13 protein-coding genes are annotated in these 18,566 nt (G+C 64.6%); 6 read left to right on the top strand and 7 right to left on the bottom strand.

Annotation, left to right across the window (positions count from 1 at the left end; genetic code table 11):
• Positions 1–290 precede the first annotated feature (290 nt).
• Together L0U84_RS23960 and L0U84_RS23955 are read right to left on the bottom strand one after the other, a co-directional pair.
• Positions 291–2,282 (bottom strand): DUF11 domain-containing protein, encoded by a 1,992-nt coding sequence (locus tag L0U84_RS23960; RefSeq protein ID WP_233853194.1) that lies wholly within the window; start codon positions 2,280–2,282, stop codon positions 291–293.
• A gap of 115 nt (positions 2,283–2,397) precedes the next feature.
• On the bottom strand, positions 2,398–4,797 hold the full coding sequence (locus tag L0U84_RS23955; protein ID WP_233853193.1) for a glycosyl hydrolase family 28 protein: 2,400 nt from the start codon (positions 4,795–4,797) through the stop codon (positions 2,398–2,400).
• A gap of 1,074 nt (positions 4,798–5,871) precedes the next feature.
• Here L0U84_RS23955 and L0U84_RS23950 point away from each other — a divergent pair.
• Both L0U84_RS23950 and L0U84_RS23945 read left to right on the top strand, forming a co-directional pair.
• Positions 5,872–6,594: an alpha/beta fold hydrolase gene (locus tag L0U84_RS23950; protein ID WP_233853191.1), complete on the top strand. Its 723-nt coding sequence runs from the start codon at positions 5,872–5,874 to the stop codon at positions 6,592–6,594.
• A 261-nt stretch (positions 6,595–6,855) separates the two neighbouring features.
• Complete coding sequence (locus L0U84_RS23945) at positions 6,856–7,587, top strand: DUF2278 family protein (protein WP_233853189.1); 732 nt, start codon at positions 6,856–6,858, stop codon at positions 7,585–7,587.
• Between the two features lie 108 nt (positions 7,588–7,695).
• On the opposite strand, the gene L0U84_RS23940 is transcribed toward L0U84_RS23945, so the two are convergent.
• The 5 genes from L0U84_RS23940 to mdlC form a co-directional block, all read right to left on the bottom strand.
• Positions 7,696–8,841: a porin gene (locus tag L0U84_RS23940; protein WP_233853188.1), complete on the bottom strand. Its 1,146-nt coding sequence runs from the start codon at positions 8,839–8,841 to the stop codon at positions 7,696–7,698.
• 233 nt (positions 8,842–9,074) lie between these two features.
• A complete protein-coding gene (locus L0U84_RS23935; protein ID WP_442794043.1) occupies positions 9,075–10,493 on the bottom strand; it encodes an MFS transporter in 1,419 nt (472 codons plus the stop codon).
• Between the two features lie 86 nt (positions 10,494–10,579).
• Positions 10,580–11,503, bottom strand: coding sequence for a ketopantoate reductase family protein (locus tag L0U84_RS23930; protein ID WP_326491224.1), 924 nt, complete (start codon positions 11,501–11,503; stop codon positions 10,580–10,582).
• A gap of 26 nt (positions 11,504–11,529) precedes the next feature.
• Positions 11,530–12,981 carry an aldehyde dehydrogenase gene (locus L0U84_RS23925; protein ID WP_233853185.1) on the bottom strand — a complete coding sequence of 484 codons (1,452 nt, stop codon included), beginning with the start codon at positions 12,979–12,981 and terminating at the stop codon, positions 11,530–11,532.
• A gap of 36 nt (positions 12,982–13,017) precedes the next feature.
• The gene (gene mdlC / locus L0U84_RS23920) at positions 13,018–14,655 is read right to left on the bottom strand and encodes a benzoylformate decarboxylase (protein WP_233853184.1); all 1,638 of its coding nucleotides are present in this window, start codon (positions 14,653–14,655) and stop codon (positions 13,018–13,020) included.
• 104 nt (positions 14,656–14,759) lie between these two features.
• On the opposite strand from mdlC, the gene L0U84_RS23915 reads away from it, so the two are divergent.
• The 4 genes from L0U84_RS23915 (at position 14,760) to L0U84_RS23900 (ending at position 18,504) form a co-directional block, all read left to right on the top strand.
• Complete coding sequence (locus L0U84_RS23915) at positions 14,760–15,677, top strand: LysR family transcriptional regulator (protein WP_233853182.1); 918 nt, start codon at positions 14,760–14,762, stop codon at positions 15,675–15,677.
• A 166-nt stretch (positions 15,678–15,843) separates the two neighbouring features.
• Positions 15,844–16,533 (top strand): DUF969 domain-containing protein, encoded by a 690-nt coding sequence (locus L0U84_RS23910; RefSeq protein WP_233853180.1) that lies wholly within the window; start codon positions 15,844–15,846, stop codon positions 16,531–16,533.
• Positions 16,533–17,483, top strand: coding sequence for a DUF979 domain-containing protein (locus tag L0U84_RS23905; protein ID WP_233856749.1), 951 nt, complete (start codon positions 16,533–16,535; stop codon positions 17,481–17,483). Before L0U84_RS23910 ends, L0U84_RS23905 begins: the two co-directional genes overlap by 1 nt.
• 10 nt (positions 17,484–17,493) lie before the next feature.
• Positions 17,494–18,504: a DUF2891 domain-containing protein gene (locus tag L0U84_RS23900; protein ID WP_233853178.1), complete on the top strand. Its 1,011-nt coding sequence runs from the start codon at positions 17,494–17,496 to the stop codon at positions 18,502–18,504.
• Positions 18,505–18,566: the final 62 nt, after the last annotated feature.

Here is an 18,566-nt window from a genome sequence, read left to right as displayed (position 1 = left end):
CAGTTGAGGTGATGAGAGTCGGAGTACACCTGGCCCTGTCGTGACGGCGTGCCATCGTACGAGCCGCACGCGCGGCTGGCTGTCGCGCGTGACCTTCTTCGCGACGGAGGTTGCTTTACCGCCCGAACTCGCCGGCCAATTTCGGAAAGTGGTGTGGCCGGTTTGCCAAAGTCAACCGGCCACATTGCCCGAAAGAGAATAGATAACTGCCTGATGCGCAGGTATACGAAGCAGCCTTTACCGCGCATCTTTCTCATCCCGAGACAGGGGGCAATCGCCCCCTAAGCATCTTACGGCTGGATCATGAGTTTCTGGATGACCATCGTGCCGCTCGTGTTGATATTCTCGAGGCGCAACAGCACCGGTACTGTAATTGGCGCAGTCGGCGTGAACGACGTTGCGCCTGATGGCGAACTCGTCAGGAGGTCGGTCTCAGCGCAGACATCGTTCGTGCATGTCGTGCGCGTGGCCGATGTTGTGACGATGTTGTGCCACGTCGTACCGTCGGTCGAGTAGTCGAGCTGATAGCCGTTCGACCCAGCGCGGAAGAACTCGAAGCTGAAGTTGCTCAGGCTGGGAAGATTGAACATCACAAAGCCAGGGTTATTTTGAGCCTTGGATATCTGGATGTTGCCGGCAAGGCTGGTCGGCGTGCCGGACGTCGGGTTCGTCAGGTCCGATGTGTACTTGACCGTCGAGCTCGCTCCAGTCACCGACGCGCTAGTGGCGTTCTGGCTTGCGCAAATGAACTGCCCGCTTTGCGCAACCACCATCGTGCCGCTGGCGGGGCCGTTATACGTACCAGGCCAGCTTTCGATCGTGACCGGATCGCCCGACGTTCCCATGCCGACCAGATAGGTACTGCTGTCAGGGCCAGCGGTCGAAGTCGTGCCGAGGCCGCTCAGGCCCACCGTCTGGCCCGTCGAACCGCCGAAGTTGTTGTTCAGTGTGGTGCGGTCGGTCATCACACCGCAACTACCTGCGATCTGGGCGCCCGCACTGATAGTCGTCGTCGTCGTGCAGTTCGCGGTGCTAGTGCAGCTTGCTCCGGAACCGGGCACAACCGTATTGACGAGCGTACCCACGGCGCTCGCCGCCGTCGTGACGACCACGCTGGCTGTACCGCCGTTGGCCGCAAGGCCGGCCGGAATCGTGCAGGTCAGCGTGTTACCGGCGATCGCGGTACAAGTCGCACCATTCGGTGTGTCGGTGACGCTGCCGATGCCACTGGCGGGCAAGGTATCGGTCAGCGTGATCGGTGCGCTCGAAGCGGCGGTGCCAGAGTTCGTCGCGGTCAGAGTCCAGCTGATCGTGTCGCCGACGAGGCCGCTATTCTCGTTGACGCTACTGCTAACCGTGACATTGGGTGCCGTCGGGACGGAGGCCGAGGTCGTTGTCGTGCATGCCGCGGCAGACGAGCAGGTGGCGCCTTTACCGGGGCTCACCGTGTTCACCAGGCTTCCGGCGGTGCTGGCCGTCGTCGCGATTGCAATCGTCGCCGGGCCGTTCGTCGAAGTCAGACCGGGTGAAATCGTGCAGTTCAGCGTGTTGCCGTTGACGATGGGCGCGCAACTCGCACCAGTCGGCGTGACCGTGACAATGCCGATGCCGCTCGCGGGCCAGGTGTCGGTCACCGTAATTGGCGAGGTCGTCGGGCCGCCGGAGTTCGTCGCAGTGATTGTCCAATTGACGGCCGCGCCAACCACCACGTTGGCCGAATTGACGGCGGAGTTGATGGTCACGTTCGGCGGCGCGTTGACCGTGGTCGTGGTGCTGCAGTCGGCCGTCGAGACGCAGGCCGTCGCAGCGTCGCCTGAAGGCTGCACTGAACTGGTCAGCGTCCCGGTCGCGGTCGTCGTGCCCGAGAACGTTACGGTCGCTGACGCGCCTGCCGCGAAACCGGCCGGGACTGAACAGCTCATCGTACCGCTGGCAGGGCTGCAACTTGCGCCGGTCGGCACGACCGACAAACCGGACAGTGCCGTCGGCACATTGATGAGCAGCGTTGCCGTGCCGGTGGTCGCGGCATTGCCGCTATTGCTCACCGACACCGTCCAGGTCACAGGGCTGCCAACCGTCACAGTCGAGGTCGAGGCGGTTTCGTTGACATTGAGCGCCGCGGCTTGCGGCGTTGTGCCTTGGGGGGCGCTCGACGGACTCGTGCTCGACGAAGTCGTGCTCGACGCAGCCGTGTTACTGCCGCCGCAAGCAGCCAGGCCGAGCGCTAGCACGCTGCTCGCGAGAAGGCGGGCAATCCCATGCGGGTTTTTTATCGATTTCATTGTGTATTTTTTCAATGGTCCAGGTTTCGGCGTGTGGCGTTCTGTCCCGGAACGGCGAGCACCACCGCATCCACAGTGGTGCTCCTCGCCGGTGCAACGAGTGCCTATGTGCTCATCATGGGAATTGCTGCCCCGGGAACGGCGAGCTGATCGGTTTGCCATTGGCGTCGGTGTTGCCCGAAATATTCGCGAACGCCTGGCTGCAATCGACGGTTGCAGTCCCCGCGACCGGCGCGTTCTGCGTGACCGTCACGCTGTTGGCCGTCGACGACGCCAGCGGCGCGGTGCTATTCAGGTTGACGTTCGAGCCCAGTGTGATGTTCGCGACGCTCGCGTTGACCGTACCCGGCGTATCCGAGACCACGTTGTTCAGCGTCAGACCGAGCGGGTTCACCACGTTTGCAGCGAGCGGCGAACCCCAGCCCGAACCCGACATCTGCGAACTGCTCGAATTGAAGCCTTCGAAGTAGAACGTCATTGGGCCATTGCCCGGACCCGTGCCGCCGCCAGGATAACCGACGTCGTGCAAGCCGTTGACCGTGATGTTCTGGTAGCTCGGATACAGGCCGGTGTCACTCGTGGCCGAATAGTATGGGTAGATATAGATCGGCGACTGCGGTGCCGTATCTTCCGGGCTCGGCGACGGGTTGGCCTGCAGGCAGATGTTCGTGTAGTTGATGTTCGACACGAGACCGCCTTCGCTCCAGTTCGTCTTGATACGCAAGCCGTTGTCCGTGTAGTCCAGCACCAGGTCATAAACGTTGATGTTGGACACGGCCGGATACAGCAGCGCATTGCCCGACGTGTTGGTCGCCGTGTAGTAGAGCGGCGTCGTGTTGGCAACCACCCCTGCGCTGTTCTTGCCGACTGCCGTGCCGCCCGAGGTCTGGCTGCCGATCGACATGCCATGACCGTAGAAGAAGTGGTCGTGCGCCACGATCATGTTGTAGAGCGCACCATCACTGGCGATCGAGGTGGGATTGCCACTCTCGCCCTTCACCGCGATGTTGTCATCGCTATCGCTGATGTACGAGTACGCGAGCACGATATTGTTCATGTCACCGAGGTAGGGTGACGACGGGTACGGTGCGCCCGCAGCGGGAACGAATGCGGGTGCTACCGGCGTCGTCAGGCTGCTCTTCGAGCCCTTGAGTTCCGGGTCGAAGCCGTCCGTGTTCTTCACCGAACCGTAGTCGTAGTTCGCGCCCCAGTAGTTCGTCATGCTCTGGTACGCCTTGGTCGGCGTGAAGATACGCAGGCTCCAGGCCGTGAAACCAGGAATGGCGGCCGGCGAGACGTGAATCTTCGGCGCATTCTGCAGCGTGAGGTTGAACAGCGTGAAGTTGTAGCCGTACTGCGGGTAGATCAGACGCGGATTGTTCTGGTCTTCGCCCGAGAGCGCTTCGTTGCCTTCCCAGCCGAGATCCCACCAGCTCATCGCCACGTTACCCGTTGGACGCATGATCAGCGCCGGGGGCGTCCACGTGGTCGCGGAACTGCCCGAGCCGACCGCCACGGCCGTGCCAGCCATCAGCGAATAGAGCGGCTGCCCGCCCTGGCCGTCGATCGTGCCCGGACCCATCACCGCGTTGTTGCTGGTCTGGATCGTCGAGGGCTTCAGTGACGTTCCGGTATAGACGAGGTTGCTGATCAGCGGATTGCAGCCGTCGTCGTTCGGCGAGATCTGGCCGCAGTAGTAAGTGCCCGTGTTCACAGTCGACGGATTCGGGGCCGAGCTCAGCGTTGCACCGGTGGATGCCGTGGTCGGTGTGCTGTAGTACGTGCCAGTCGGTGCGCCCGTCGTGGCCGATTCATAGAGCACCGGGTCACGCGAAGCAAACAGCGTTACGCCGTTGTCGATCAACAGCGTCACGCCGCCCGGCATCGACAGCGGACCCGACACGAATGCCGTTTGCCCACCCGTGCCCGCAGTGAGTTCGACTACGCCGTTGCTCGCGATATCGTTGTTCGAGTCGTAGGCGCTGTTCGCGTTTGCGCAGGCGAACAGCGCGGCCTGAATACGGTTCGTGTCGGGTGCCGTCGGATAACCGTCCGGTACGTTCAGGCCGTTCCCGTTCATATTGATCTTCGACGACATGCCCGGGACGATCGGTGACGGGCCCTTCCAGTTGGCCCCCAGCGCCTGATCGACGTTCTCGGTGCCGTTAGCGGTCAGCGTCGGAATGGCCGGGGAACCTGACGAGAAGTAGTTCGCGGGAATCTTGCAGGTCGTCACCGCCGGATTCTGCGTCGTTGTCGTGCCTGTGGGACCGCTATACGCCGTAGCTGTGCCATAGGTCGTCGCACCGTAGGCGGTCACCGCGGTGGCCCCGCTCGGCGCAACCGGTGCCGCAGGCAGCTTCGCATCGGCCGGATTCAGGCCAACCTGATAGCCGGCAGTCGACCCGCCACTCGGGGCAGTCGACCCAGTCGTGGTAGTCGATCCAGTCGCGGTAGTCGACCCGCCCGCTGAATCCGACGATCCGCCGCTGCACGCGGCAAGCAGCAGGGCCATGAGGCCGGCTGCGCAAAGTTTATGAGGCACCCCGATCATCCACATCTCCAATTGAAATCTTTTTATGAGCGTCACGGCCTTACCACTGGCAATGCGCGCCCAACGCCGACATTCGGCAGCAAATCATAGGATTTGCCCGAAATTTTTGTCAAACAACATGGACGCTATAAAACAAGAAATCTGACCACTCTTTGGTCCCCATGCTTGACACGGGACCGCGTCGACGCGGCCGCACCGTTACGCCAGTGCCGCTGCAACCTGCTTGTAGTTGTCCTTGTGCTCGTGCTCGCCGACTTTCCTTTGGACCTTCGCGGCAGGGAAGGTCATCTTTCTCATGCGAGCCGTGGCTCACATTTATCTTTCCGATTCAGAGGCCCCGAATAAAACAGTAATGTTTTCGCAATCTGTTTTAGCTGCCGCCGTGCGTGCCCAGGACGTTCCCTGGGTCCCCTATTCGAGCGATGATTTCCGCGAGCCGCTGCTTCCAGATCGACTTCCCGACTTCGCGGTCGATTACGAATTAGCATCACACGAGTGCCGCAAACGAACCGTGACGACTTTCGCGCACTTGCGCTGATGAACACGCCGGTTTCGCGACACGTCTCCGCTGGCTGGACATGCCTGCCTTGCTCCAACCCCTGCCGTACGCGCCGGACTCGAAGACACCGCGAATACCAATTTGTCATACCTCACGTGTTTATCGGGCTTGCAAACGGGGCGACTTTCTTCTCGTGGCTCGAAGGATGCTGAATTGGCGAATAAGTTGTCAAGCAACAATCGCTGATAACTTGTTCCGCGTTCCAGCGTTTTCGCACGCATCGACGTAATGCGGCGCCAATTCCGTAATCTGCGGCGACGCAGTCCGCTAAATATCAGCTTACGCTTAGCCTTCTCAGCCCAATCATTTGTCAAACAACATGCCTCCTTTAGGGTTTCAATCAGGCGCAATCGCCCGCGCGCACGCCGACATGCGCGTTTCGTTCAGCGTTTTGCTCGCGCGCCGTTACCATTCGACGATGGCGTCGTATCGAGTGCCTCTTTCTTTATCCGTCTAACGCATCACAGGACCCTCCCATGACCCACCAAATCGTTTTGCTCCCTGGCCTGCTCTGCGACGACGCAGTGTGGGCCGATCAGCGCGGCGCGATCGGCGCGATCGGCGACTGCTTCGTGCCGGACTACGGCATGCGCGACTCGCTCGGCGCGATGGCCGACCTCGTGCTCGAGTCGGTATCGGGAGACCGTCTGCTGGTCGCGGGTCATTCGATGGGAGGACGGGTTGCGCTCGAAGTGATGCGGCGCGCACCGGAGCGCGTCGCCGGGCTTGCGTTGCTCGACACCGGCTCTACCCCGCGCGCCGCCGGCGAAGCCGGTGAAAGCGAGCGCGCGCAGCGACTGCGGCTGCTCGAGCTCGCGCGCACGAAGGGCATGCGCGCCATGGGCAACGAGTGGGCGCCCGGCATGGTCAACGCCGATCGCCACGATTCCGCCGTCTACGAGGCGGTACTCGATATGATCGAGCGAAGCACGCCGGACAAATTCGCGGCGCAGATCCGCGCGCTGCTCGATCGTCCTGATGCGACCGCGCTGCTTGGCGACATCGCATGCCCGACGATGATCGTGTGCGGCCGCGACGACAAATGGAGTCCGCTGGCGCGTCACGAAGAGATGCACGCGCAGATTCGCGGCTCGCGACTTCGCGTGATTGAACGAAGCGGTCACATGTGCACGATGGAGCAGCCGGACGATGTGACCGGCGTGCTGGTCGAATGGGCGCGGTGGGCGGCTGGATTCTGAACCGCGCGCTGATGCTGGCCCCGTCGACTGCACTGTAGCGACGGCGCCGAATTACGCGTCGCTGAGCCCGCGACCTGCCCTTTTGAAAGTCGCTCGCGCTTTGGTTTGGACACCGCAATAGCAGTGGAACAAAAGCATCGAGCTGCCCGCATCGACATTGCAATCGTGTGACAGCCAACGCGGTTGTCTATCCACGAGTAGCACCGTATGCTTGAATGCGAGTCGCTTTCCGTTCGTCAACTTCGACAAGGTCATTCGGTCATGAACGAATATTGCATGTTCAAGGGAACACTACTGCGCGCGGCACCTTTCAAAGATTCGTATGTAGGCAGTCCGCACTATGTGATTACGGTTTCCGGCAACGACAACACGCCATTCAACATCGTCGTGAATTCGGCGTCGACGCAACCGGGCGCAGGCGGTAACGACGACGTGTACTTCTATGCCGATCTGAACTTCGCCGATCCGCTAACCGCGAAACTGCAGCCGCTGAACCTCGGCCTTTACACCAGCGGCTTTCCGCGGCTCGATTACTTCCAGGACAGCAGCCTGCTCGACATTCACCGCATGCGGCCGGTCCCCTACGAGGATCAAAACGGCAATCGCACCGACGTCAACGACATCATCGACGAGATCCTGACCATCGACGAAACGCAGCCGTCGCAAAGCCTGCCTTTCGACAACGGCAGCGGTCAGTTGCACAACCGCGATTTCTGGACACCGACGACAGCGGGCATCGTGGTCTACGGGTTCGGCTTTCTGTTCCTGCCGAAAAAGGACGGCCTTCACGAGACCCACATGAATCAGGGGAATCCGCGCGGCCCGCATTACAACGAAAACGGTGCGTTCCAGGATGGCGCGGTGATCGTGCAGCGCGCCGATGGTTTTGCCGCGATGTTCACCGCGTTTCAGACACAGTATCTGCCGACCAATTCGGCCGGCGATCCGGTCGCGAATGCGCTGGCGTTGCCCGCTTATATCCAGCAAGGTTGATCGCGCTGCGTGTGCGTTTGGCCAATGCGATTCGGCCACGCTCGAATGGAGTGTGGCTGAAACAGCGCGGCAACTACGATGCGGCCGCGCTGTCGCGCAACACGACGATCAGAAGCTGTGCCGCAGCCCCACCATCACCCCAAGCTGACCCGCGCCCGGCGCCGGCGTCGTCCCGCCGCCGCCCTGACTGACCGTATAGGCGGCCTTGTCGCTATTCCACAGATATGCGCCCTGCAGATACACCGCCGTACGCTTCGACAGCAGATACGTCGTGCGCAATGCGGCGATCGTGCCGCGTGCATCGTCGCGGCTATTGACGATGTGATACACGCCGCCATCGACGATCAACGCCGGCGTAACCGGATACGACGCGCTCAGATAGTACTGATCCGAATGCACGTTCGGCGTGGCCGGCGAAACCGTGTCGACACGCCGCCCGAGCCAGCCGCCGCCCACTCGCAAGTTGCCGATGTGGCCGTAGCCGTTCAGTTGCATACGCACGTCGGTGTCGTCCGGATTGGTGAAGTCGAACGTCGGCGTACCGTCGTACATATTCGCCATCGCGCCCGGGCCGCCGTGTTGCTGATCGTAGGCCGCGGCGACACCGTAGCCATTGCGGTCGTAGCGCAGCATCGCGGACCATTCGCGGCAAGTCGGTCCGTTGCCGGCTGTCGGCCCCGCGCAGGTTCCCTGCCCCGGCGAATTGCCGGTGCCCGTCGAATCGCGGCCGAACGACCATGTCGCGCCCAGCGTGAAACCCGCATAGCTGCCCTTGTAGACGATCGTATTGTCGCTACGCGCGCTCGGCAGATACTGATCGAACGACGCGGTGCCGCCGTAGATGTCGGGGCCGAACAGGTCCGCGTCCGACAGCGCCCAGTAGGTCATCGTGTATTGGCGGCCGAACGTCAGCGCGCCATATCGCGTATCGAAGCCGACCCATGCCTGGCGTCCGAACAGCCGGCCCCCCTGATTCAACGTGCCATTACGCATGTTGAAGCCGCTTTCGAGCGCGAAGATCGCCGACAAACCGCTCCCCAATGTTTCGTTACCACGCAAGCCCCAGCGTGACGGCATTTCGCCGGTGATGCCGGGCATCCGCACGACGCTTTCGCCTGCCGCATTCGCGTGCGAGACGTATTCGACACCCGTGTCGACGATCCCGTACAGCGTCACGCTGCTCTGCGCGCACGCCATTGCGCTGACGCTGGACAACACGAGTGCTGCTGCAATCCGCAACTTCGAAGTCTCCATGATTTCCTGTTTATTGTTGGCCTGCCGGTACGAGCGGATAGGCGGCCGGTTGTTATAGGGCGTACCAGACTACGCACGCCCGGCGGCTTTTCGGTTTGCATACCTGACTACATACGGACGTGCTCCATCCACTCGCGATGTGCGAGAAACGGATAACCGCAAGGGGGAAAATCAGAAGATCACGCGCAAACGTCCTTCGCGATACGAACGCACCGCGAAGGACGTCGCGTCGATCAGCGCGCTGTCTCGGCGCCTCGACGCGGAATATGCCGCTGCACCACGGCCAGTGCGATCAGCACGACGACCATCGCGATACCGAGCATCAGCAGATAGCCCGATGCGCCGCCGGCCGTAATCACCGCCGCGCCCGCGAACGCGCTCAGAATCGCACCGACGCGCCCGAACGCGAGTGCCGACGCGGTGCCCGTTGCCCGCACGCTGGTCGGATAAACGTAGGCGCACAGCGCGTACATCGTCGATTGCACCGCATTGACGAACAGGCCGTGCAAGCCGAGGCCGACGATCATCAACGCCGTATTCTGCGTCGCGCTGACGCCGAGCAGCATCCATGCACTCGCGACGCCGCCCACGCAGCACAGCAGCAGCGGCCAGCGCGAGCCGTAACGCCCGATCGCAAGCGCGCACAGCAGCGCGCCAATTACGCCGCCGAGGTTGTACGCGCTCAGGCCGTAGCCCGCCAGCGACACGCTCAAACCCTCGCTGGTCAGCATCGACGGCAGCCAGCTGAATGCCGCGTACACCGCGAGCAGGCACATGAAGAACGCGCCCCAGATCGCGACGGTGTCGCGCGAACGGCCATCGCGGAACAGCGCGGTAAAGCCGACGTGTCTCTCGGCGCTTTGTTCGCGCACGTCGGTGAAGCTCGCATCGGCCGACACGTCGCGCGCCATGCGCCGCAGCAGCTTCACGAGGTCGGGCCAGCGATGCGGACGGCGCGCCATAAAGCGCGGCGATTCGGGCAGCGCGGCGAGCAGGACGATGCCGAGCACGAGCGGCAGCACACCACCCGCCACGAACAGACCGCGCCAGCCATAAACCGGCAGCACCTGGCCGGCGAACAATCCCGCGACCATGCCACCCAGTGGCACGCACAGAATGGTCGCCGTCACAGCGAAGGTACGAAAACGCGCGGGCGTGAACTCGGCGGTCAGCGTCGTCGAGGTCGGCAGCGCGCCGCCAATGCCGAGCCCCGCGATGAAGCGCAGCGCCGCGATGGCCGCGACGTTCGGCGCGAGACTGATCGCGCAGGTCGCCAGGCCGAACACGAACACGCTGCCGATCACGGCCCAGCGGCGGCCGAAGCGATCGGCGAACAGTCCCGCGAACGCACTGCCGATACCCATGCCGATCAGCCCCGACGCGACCACCGGCGCAAACGCGTTGCGCGTGATGCCCCACTCCTTGATCAGCATCGGAATCGCGAAGCCGATCAGCTGGCTGTCGAAGCCGTCGACGACGATCGACAGCGCCGCGAGCACCACCGCGATCTTCTGCAGCAGCGTGTAGGGGCCGTCGTCCAGCGCATGACCGATGTCGACCGTGTTGCCGCCACGCGCGATGCCGGCGAGCGCCGCGCCGTCGCGCGCGGTCGAAGCCGCGGCCGAAGCGGGAGGAACGTAATTCATGAACATGTCTCCGTTGTTTGCGCTGCACGCGCGATTTCTTGTTGTCGTCAGTATGGCCAGCACGATTCGCGCTGGACGTGGTCCGTCAAGCGTCAGTGCGAACCGCGCGCATCGACGAGCCGCACGAGTTGCAGCAGACACTCGGTGCAAGGCACGGCCACACCCGCCGCGCGCGCCGCCGCGACGACCGCGCCGTTGATCGCCTCGATTTCGGTCCGGCGGCCCGCGAGCACGTCCTGCAGCATCGACGGCCGATGCGCGCGATGATGCGCGAGCGCATGCCGCACGGAATCGACGACATGCGCTTCGTCGAACGCGATCCCGCTTGCGCGCGCAACCGCCGCGACCTCGGCGACGATCTTCAGCGTCAGCGCCTCGCCGTCCGGCACGTTCGACAATTCGCCGACCGTGCATTGCGTGAGCGCGCACAGGCTGTTCAACGCGGCGTTGAACGCAACCTTCTGCCAGATCGCCGACCACACATGCGGATCGGCGATGCAGTTCAGGCCGGCGGAGTTCAGTGCATCGGCCGCGCGCCGCACGTGCGCATGCATGTCGCCGTCCGCGCTCATCAGGCGGATTTCTCCGGCACCGTGCGAGCTGACCTGCGCGGGCGCAGACTTGTCCGCGGGCCACGTCGTCATGCCGACCATCACGCGTTCGCGCGGTACGTACCGCTCAATCCGCTCGACGTTGCCAAGCCCGTTCTGCAACGACAGCACCGCCGTGTGCGAACCGAGCAAACCACGCGCCGACGCGAGCGCCGCGTCGGTATGTTGCGTCTTCGTGAAGACGATCAGCAGTTCGGGCGCCGCCTCGGCCTGCTCCGGGCGACCTACGCGCAGCTTGCCGATCACGCGCGAACCAGCGTCCGTAGTGACACGCAGCCCTTCGCTGCGAATCGCGCCGAGATGCGCTTCATCGATATCGACCAGCGTGACGCGATGGCCCGCTTCGGCGAGCAGGCCGCCGAACAGCGAACCCATTGCGCCCGCGCCGAGAATCGCGATGTCCAAAGGCTCAAGCATCGAGATCGTCCTCGTTAGAACGGATAGTGACGCGGCGTCGTTTGCAGCGTGACCCAGCGCAGATCGGTGAACTCGGCGATCCCCGCCTTGCCGCCGAAGCGGCCAAAGCCGCTCGCCTTCACGCCGCCGAACGGCATCTGCGCTTCGTCGTGAACGGTCGGGCCGTTCACGTGGCAGATGCCCGACTCGATGCGCTTCGCGACGTTCAGCGCGCGCGCCGTGTCGCGGCTGAACAGCGCCGCCGACAGGCCGTACTCGTTGTCGTTCGCGCAGGCGATGGCGGCTTGCTCGCCGCGCACGCGCACGATCGGCTTGACCGGCCCGAACGATTCGTCGTGATAGATGCGCATATTCGGCGTCACGCGATCGAGCAGCGTCGCGGGCATCAGCGTGGTTTCGCTCCTGCCGCCGCACACGAGCGTCGCGCCTTTGGCCAGCGCGTCGTCGATCAGCGCATTGCAGCGCTCGACGGTGCTCATGTCGACCACCGAGCCGAGCACGACCGGCCCCTTGCGCGGATCGCCGAGTGGCAACGCGCGCGCACGCGCGGCGAGCCGCTCGACGAACGCGTCGGCGATGCTGTCGTCGACGATGATCCGCTCGGTCGACATGCAGATCTGCCCGGAATTCGCGAACGCGCCGAACACGGCCGCATCGACGGCGGCGCCGATATCGGCGTCATCGAGCACGACGAGCGGTGCCTTGCCGCCGAGCTCGAGCACTGAGGGCTTCAGATTGCGCGCGCAGGTTTCGGCGATCAGGCGACCCACGCGCGTCGAACCCGTGAAGTTCACGCGACGCACGGCCGGATGTTCGATCATCGCGTCGACGATGCGCGCGGCGTCGGCCGGCGCATTGGTCACGAAGTTCACGGTGCCGCGCGGCAGACCCGCCTCCTGCATCGCCTCGATGATCAGGCCGTGCGTGGCCGGGCAGATCTCCGAGCCCTTCAGCACGACCGTGTTGCCGCACGCGAGCGGCAGCGCGATCGCGCGCACCGCGAGAATCACCGGCGCGTTCCACGGCGCGATGCCGAGCACCACGCCCGCAGGCTGGCGCACGCCCATCGCGAGACTGCCGGGCACGTCGGACGGAATCAGTTCGCCGGCGATCTGCGTGGTCAGCGCGGCCGCTTCGATCAGCCCGGCCGCCGCGAGATGCACGTTGAAGCCGGCCCAGATACCCGACGCGCCGGTCTCGGCGGCCATGGCGGCGGCGAAGGCGTCGGCCTTCGCTTCGAGTGCGTGCGCGGCCTTCGTCAGCAGCGCGCGGCGCTCGCTCGGGCCGAGCGCGGACCACACTGGAAAGGCTGCGGCGGCGGCATCGACGGCGGCGACGGCATCTTCGACGGTCGCGGCCGGCGCGCGCGTGGCGACTTCGCCGTCGAGCGGGTTGCGGCGCTCGAAGGTCGCGCCGTTGCGCGCTTGTACCTGTTCACCGGCAATCAGCATCGATACGTTTTTCATCGTTTGTCTCTCTCCACTCCAGATGGGAAATACGCGTTATGCGACGATCGCTTCGACGAGCGTGGGACCGCTTTTCACGTCATCCGCGGACAACGCGCGACGCAACACGTCGGCAAGTTCAGCCGCCTCGCTGACGCGCGCGCCCGGGCAGCCCATGCCCGCCGCGATCGTCACGAAGTCGAGCCCCGGCAGGTCCGTGCCCTGCACGGTCTCGTCCGGCGCGAAGCCGAACACCGGCGCGAAATCCTGCAACGCCGCGTAGCGCGTGTTGTTCAGGATCACGAAGGTGATCGGCAGCCGCATCTGCACCGCGCTCCAGATCGCCTGGATCGAGTACATGCTCGAACCGTCGCCGATCAGCGCGATCACGCGCTCGCCCGGCCGCGCAAGTGCAACGCCAACCGCCGCCGGCATGCCGTAGCCGAGGCCGCCGCTATCCATCGTCAGGAACGTGCCGGCGCGCGCGATCGGCAGATAGGTCTGCATGACGGGCCGCGAGCTCGGCGCTTCCTCGACGACGATGCCATCGGGATCGCGCACTTCGGCGAGGGTCTGCAACGCGAACGCGACCGACATCCGCTCGCCCTGCGCGGGCGGCAGCGCACGCGGCGCCACCGTGCGCGGCGCGGGCAACTCACGCGCTTTGGGCGCGGCGCGCGCGAGCAGATCCTGCACGCCGAGCCGCACGTTGCCGACCGCGGCGATGCCCTGCGGCGTCCATGCGGCCACGCCCGGATCGTCGATCAACTGACACAGCCGCGCGCCCGGCGGCACATGCGGACCGCTGCCTTCGACGTGATACGTGAACGCGGGCGCGCCGATCGCGAAGATCGCGTCGTGCGCGCCAAGCAACTCGACGATGCGCTCGCGCATCGCCGGCAAAAAGCCCGCGAACAACCGGTGCGTTTCGGGGAAGCTGCAACGTCCGGTCATCGGCGCGACGTAGACGCGCGCGGCATGCCGCTCCGCGAGCCGCACGACTTCCGCCGCCGCATCCGCGCGATCGACCGCGCCGCCGACCACGAACGCCGGCCGCTCGCAAGCATCGAGCACCGCGCCGATCCGCTCGAGCATCGCCGGATCGGGACGCATGATGTGCGCGACCTCACGATCCGCGACCCGCTCGGCCGGCCGATCCCAGTCGTCGGCGGGAATCGACACGAACACCGGGCCGCGCGGCTCCTGCATCGCGATCGCGTACGCGCGCGCGATCGCGAGCGGCACGTCCTCTGCGCGAGCCGGCTCGATGCTCCACTTCACGTAGGGCTTCGGCAATTCGGTGGCCTGGGTCGCGGCGAGGAACGGATCGAACGGCAGGATGGAGCGGGCCTGCTGACCCGCGGTGACGACTAGCGGCGTGCGGTTGCGAAACGCCGTGAAGATATTGCCCATCGCGTTGCCGACGCCCGCCGCCGAATGCAGGTTCACCAGCGCCGCATTGCCGGTGGCCTGCGCGTAGCCGTCGGCCATGCCGACCACGACCGCTTCCTGAAGACCGAGCACGTAGCGGAAATCCGCGGGGAAATCGCGGAACATCGGCAGCTCGGTCGAGCCTGGGTTCGCGAAGATCGACGTCATGCCGACGCGGCGCGCGAAGTCGATGACCGCGTCGCGCACGGTCCATTGGGTGCCCTGAACCTGTGCCTGATTCTGTTGCGGCGCGCTGCCTGTCATGCGAGGCCTCCTGTCTGGTGAGCGCGAAAAATCGAAAGGCCATTATCACGGCCACCCTGGTAACCGAAAATTGCCTAAATTGCCAAAAGGCATTACCTTTTGGCATGACTTACAACCTTCAACAACTGCAGGCGTTCGCGGTGATCGTCGAGAGCGGCAGCCTCGGGCGTGCCGCCGAAGCGCTGCACATCACACAGCCGGCGCTCAGCCGGACCGTCCGACGTCTCGAGGAACAGGTCGGCGCGCCGCTGTTCGAGCGGCATTCGCGCGGCATGCATCTGACCGCGGTCGGCGAGGCGCTGCTGCCGCACGCAATCCTGCTGCAGCGCGAAGCCGAACAGGCGCGCGAGGAAATCGACGCGATGCGCGGGCTCGCGCGCGGCACGATCCGCGTCGGCGCGGTGGGCAGCATCGCGAGTCTCGTGCTGCCGCTTGCGGTCAGCGGTGTGTTGACGAAGTGGCCGAACCTGCGCGTGGAGATCATCGAGGGCGTGTGGGACCGGCTGGCCGATGCGCTCGTCAAACGCGAGATCGATCTCGCGCTCAGCATGGCCGTGCCCGATACCGACGAGATCACCGCGATCGCCGATTGCCGCTGGGAAGACGCGAGCTACGTGGTCGCCGCGCTCGATCATCCGCTGCGGCGCAAGCCCGACCTCACGCTCGCCGACACGCTGGGCGAGCGCTGGGCGATTCCGCCGCGCGGCACCGGGCCGTTCGAACACATGCAGGGCGTGTTTGCCGAGCGCGGGCTGGGTCTGCCGAACGTCGTCGTCGAAACGCGCTCGGTCACGGCGCTGAAGAGTCTGGTCGCGCGTTCCGGCTTTCTGAGCTGGATGGCGTCGACGATGTACGTGACCGAAAGCAAGGCCGGCGTGTTCGATACGCTCGGCATTCCGGGCGTGGTCGGGCGGCGCACGTTGACCGCGTTCCGGCGGCGCCAGGGAATCCTGCCGAGTCCAGCGGTCAAGCTGCTGGAGCAGTTGCGGCAGTTGACGTCGGAAGGAATGACCACGGGTTGAGCGCTTCCGGCACGCTCTACCCTCTTCTCGGCGTTTACCCGATAAATAGATTTTCTCGACTATTTATCGATAAATTCTCGTGTTAGATTTCGTCGCCCTGCGCGGCTGCGCCGTGACGCAGTCAGCGCAATCGGGGGCGTCGCGAGAACGAAACAAGGAGATCCGGATGGGGGTTTTGATTGGCGTGCCGATCGTGGTGCTCGGCTTCGCATTGCGCTTCAACGCGCTGCTGGTGGTGACGATCGCGGGCGTCGCGACCGGTATAGCCGGCGGCTTGCAGACGGTGGAGATCGTCAGCGCGTTCGGCAAGGCATTCGCGGACAACCGCTACATGGGCCTGATCTGGCTCACGCTGCCGGTGATCGCGCTGCTCGAACGCAACGGTCTGAAGGAACAGGCGCGGCATCTGATCTCGCGCCTGCATGCGGCCACCACCGGCCGCGTGCTGATGCTCTACTTCGTGATTCGCCAGCTCACGGCCGCGCTCGGCCTCACGTCGCTCGGCGGCCACGCGCAGATGGTACGGCCGCTGATCGCGCCAATGGCCGAAGCGGCCGCCGCGAATCGTCACGGCGAGTTGCCCGATGCGGTCCGCCAGCAGATTCGCGCGAACGCATCGGCCGTCGACAACATCGCCGTGTTCTTCGGCGAGGACATCTTCATTGCGATCCAGTCGATCCTGCTCATCAAGGGCTTTCTCGAACAGAACGGCGTCGTGGTCGAGCCGTTGCAAGTATCCGTATGGGCGATTCCGACCGCGATCGCCGCGCTCGTCATTCATGCGATCCGCCTGATCCTGCTCGACCGCAATCTGTCGCACCAGATGAGCGCGTTCAAACGGAGCGCGGCGCGATGATGATCAAACTCGAATCTCTCTATGTGCTCGCGGGCCTGATGTTCGCCGCGTTCGCGCTGTTCAACCTGCTCGACCGTACCAACCGGCGGCGGGTCGTCAACTGTCTGTTCTGGGGCATTTACGCGGTCACGTTTCTGTTCGGCGCGGAACTGCCGCACTTCGTGACCGGCTGCCTCGCCATCGCGCTCGCGTTGATCGCGGGCTCGGGCAAGCTCGGCAAGGGCCGCAACGACAGCAATGGCGCAGCGGCCGCCGCGCGCCGCGAAGCGAACGCGCGGCGCTTCGGCAACCGGCTGTTCATTCCGGCCCTACTGATTCAGCTCATCACGCTGGCCGGTACGCTGACCCTCAAGTACGCGCCCTTCGTCGAAACGAAGAACGTCACGCTGATTTCGCTCGTGCTCGGCACGCTGGTTGCGTTCGGCGCGGCGCTTTTCATGCTGCGCGACTCGCCCGTGCATGCGTTGAAGGACGCCCGCCATACCATGGACACCGTCGGCTGGGCCGCGATCCTGCCGCAGATGCTCGCCGCGCTCGGCGCGCTGTTCGCGGTCGCGGGCGTCGGGCACGTCGTGTCGGATCTCGTGAAAACGTGGATCCCCGTCGACTCCGCGTTCGCGGTCGTCGCGGCGTATACGTTCGGCATGGCCATCTTCACGATGATCATGGGCAACGCGTTCGCCGCGTTTCCGGTGATGACGGCCGGCATCGGCCTGCCGCTAATCGTGCATCAGTTCAACGGCAACCCCGCGATTCTCGGCGCGATCGGCATGCTGTCCGGTTTCTGCGGCACGCTGATGACGCCGATGGCGGCGAACTTCAACGTCGTCCCCGCCGCGCTGCTCGAACTGAAGGACCAGAACGGCGTGATCAAGGCGCAATGGCCGACCGCTTTACTATTGCTGATCGTCAACACCATACTGTTGTACCTGTTCGTATTCCGTTTCTGAGGAGCCGCCGATGACCACCCAGCTCACCCGCGAATTCGCGTCGAAATTCGCCAATGTCGCGCTCGCCCACCTCACGCGCGAATACCCGAACAAGCTCACGCACTCGCTCGATGGGCCGCAGGACGTGCAGGGTCCGCGCGCCTTGCATCCGATCTTCTACGGCAGCTACGACTGGCATTCGTGCGTGCACGGCTACTGGTTGATCCTGCATCTGCTGGAACGCTTCCCCGATCTGCCCGAGGCCGCGCGCATCGTCGCCGTGGTCGACGAGCATTTCACCGCGGCGAACGTCGCCGGCGAGCTTGCGTATCTCGACCTGCCGCACAACCGCGGCTTCGAGCGGCCGTATGGCTGGGCGTGGCTGCTCGCGCTCGGCGCGCAGCTGCAGTCGCTGAAAATTTCGGAAGCCGCGCGCTGGGCGAAGACGTTCGCGCCGCTCACCGAGGCGTTCGTCGAGCGCTTCCAGGAGTTCCTGCCGAAAGCGACCTATCCACTACGCGTCGGCACGCACTTCAACATGGCGTTCGCGCTCGCGCTGACGCTCGATTTCGCGCGGCAAACCTCGCGCGAAGCGCTCGAGGCGCTGATCGTCAGCACCGCGGAGCGCTGGTATCTGGACGACGTCGCATGCCAGGCGTGGGAGCCGGCTGGCGACGAATTCCTGTCGCCGTCGCTGATGGAAGCCGAGTTGATGCGGCGCGTGTTGCCGCCCGCGCAGTTCGCCGACTGGTTCGGGCGCTTCCTGCCGGACCTCGGCGCGAAAAAGCCGTCGACGCTGTTCGAGCCCGTCACCGTGACCGATCGCAGCGACGGCAAGATTGCGCATCTGGACGGCCTCAATCTGAGCCGCGCGTGGTGCCAGCGTGCGCTCGCGCGTGCGCTGCCCGCCGGCGACGTGCGTCGCACCGTGCTGTTCGATGCGGCCGAGCGTCATCTGCACAGCGCGCTGCCGCATGTGGCCGGCGACTACATGGGCGAGCACTGGCTCGCCACGTTCGCGACGCTGGCGCTCGAAGCTTGAGCGAACCCGAAAGGAACTGAACTGGCGGCGAAGAAGTAAAGCTGTGCCGGTTGGGGCGCTTC

This window comes from Paraburkholderia sp. HD33-4 (assembly GCF_021390635.1).
GTDB lineage: Bacteria > Pseudomonadota > Gammaproteobacteria > Burkholderiales > Burkholderiaceae > Paraburkholderia.
Note: the sequence above shows the minus strand (reverse complement) of the source record. Positions and strands in the feature narration are given on the sequence as shown.

Bases quoted from the DNA above. Each gene is read 5' to 3' on its own strand.
- L0U84_RS23960 (WP_233853194.1), bottom strand. From the start codon at position 2,282: ATGAAATCGATAAAAAACCCGCATGGGATTGCCCGCCTTCTCGCGAGC.
- L0U84_RS23955 (WP_233853193.1), bottom strand. From the start codon at position 4,797: ATGGCCCTGCTGCTTGCCGCGTGCAGCGGCGGATCGTCGGATTCAGCG.
- L0U84_RS23950 (WP_233853191.1), top strand. From the start codon at position 5,872: ATGACCCACCAAATCGTTTTGCTCCCTGGCCTGCTCTGCGACGACGCA.
- L0U84_RS23945 (WP_233853189.1), top strand. From the start codon at position 6,856: ATGAACGAATATTGCATGTTCAAGGGAACACTACTGCGCGCGGCACCT.
- L0U84_RS23940 (WP_233853188.1), bottom strand. From the start codon at position 8,841: ATGGAGACTTCGAAGTTGCGGATTGCAGCAGCACTCGTGTTGTCCAGC.
- L0U84_RS23935 (WP_442794043.1), bottom strand. From the start codon at position 10,493: ATGTTCATGAATTACGTTCCTCCCGCTTCGGCCGCGGCTTCGACCGCG.
- L0U84_RS23925 (WP_233853185.1), bottom strand. From the start codon at position 12,981: ATGAAAAACGTATCGATGCTGATTGCCGGTGAACAGGTACAAGCGCGC.
- mdlC (WP_233853184.1), bottom strand. From the start codon at position 14,655: ATGACAGGCAGCGCGCCGCAACAGAATCAGGCACAGGTTCAGGGCACC.
- L0U84_RS23915 (WP_233853182.1), top strand. From the start codon at position 14,760: ATGACTTACAACCTTCAACAACTGCAGGCGTTCGCGGTGATCGTCGAG.
- L0U84_RS23910 (WP_233853180.1), top strand. From the start codon at position 15,844: ATGGGGGTTTTGATTGGCGTGCCGATCGTGGTGCTCGGCTTCGCATTG.
- L0U84_RS23905 (WP_233856749.1), top strand. From the start codon at position 16,533: ATGATCAAACTCGAATCTCTCTATGTGCTCGCGGGCCTGATGTTCGCC.
- L0U84_RS23900 (WP_233853178.1), top strand. From the start codon at position 17,494: ATGACCACCCAGCTCACCCGCGAATTCGCGTCGAAATTCGCCAATGTC.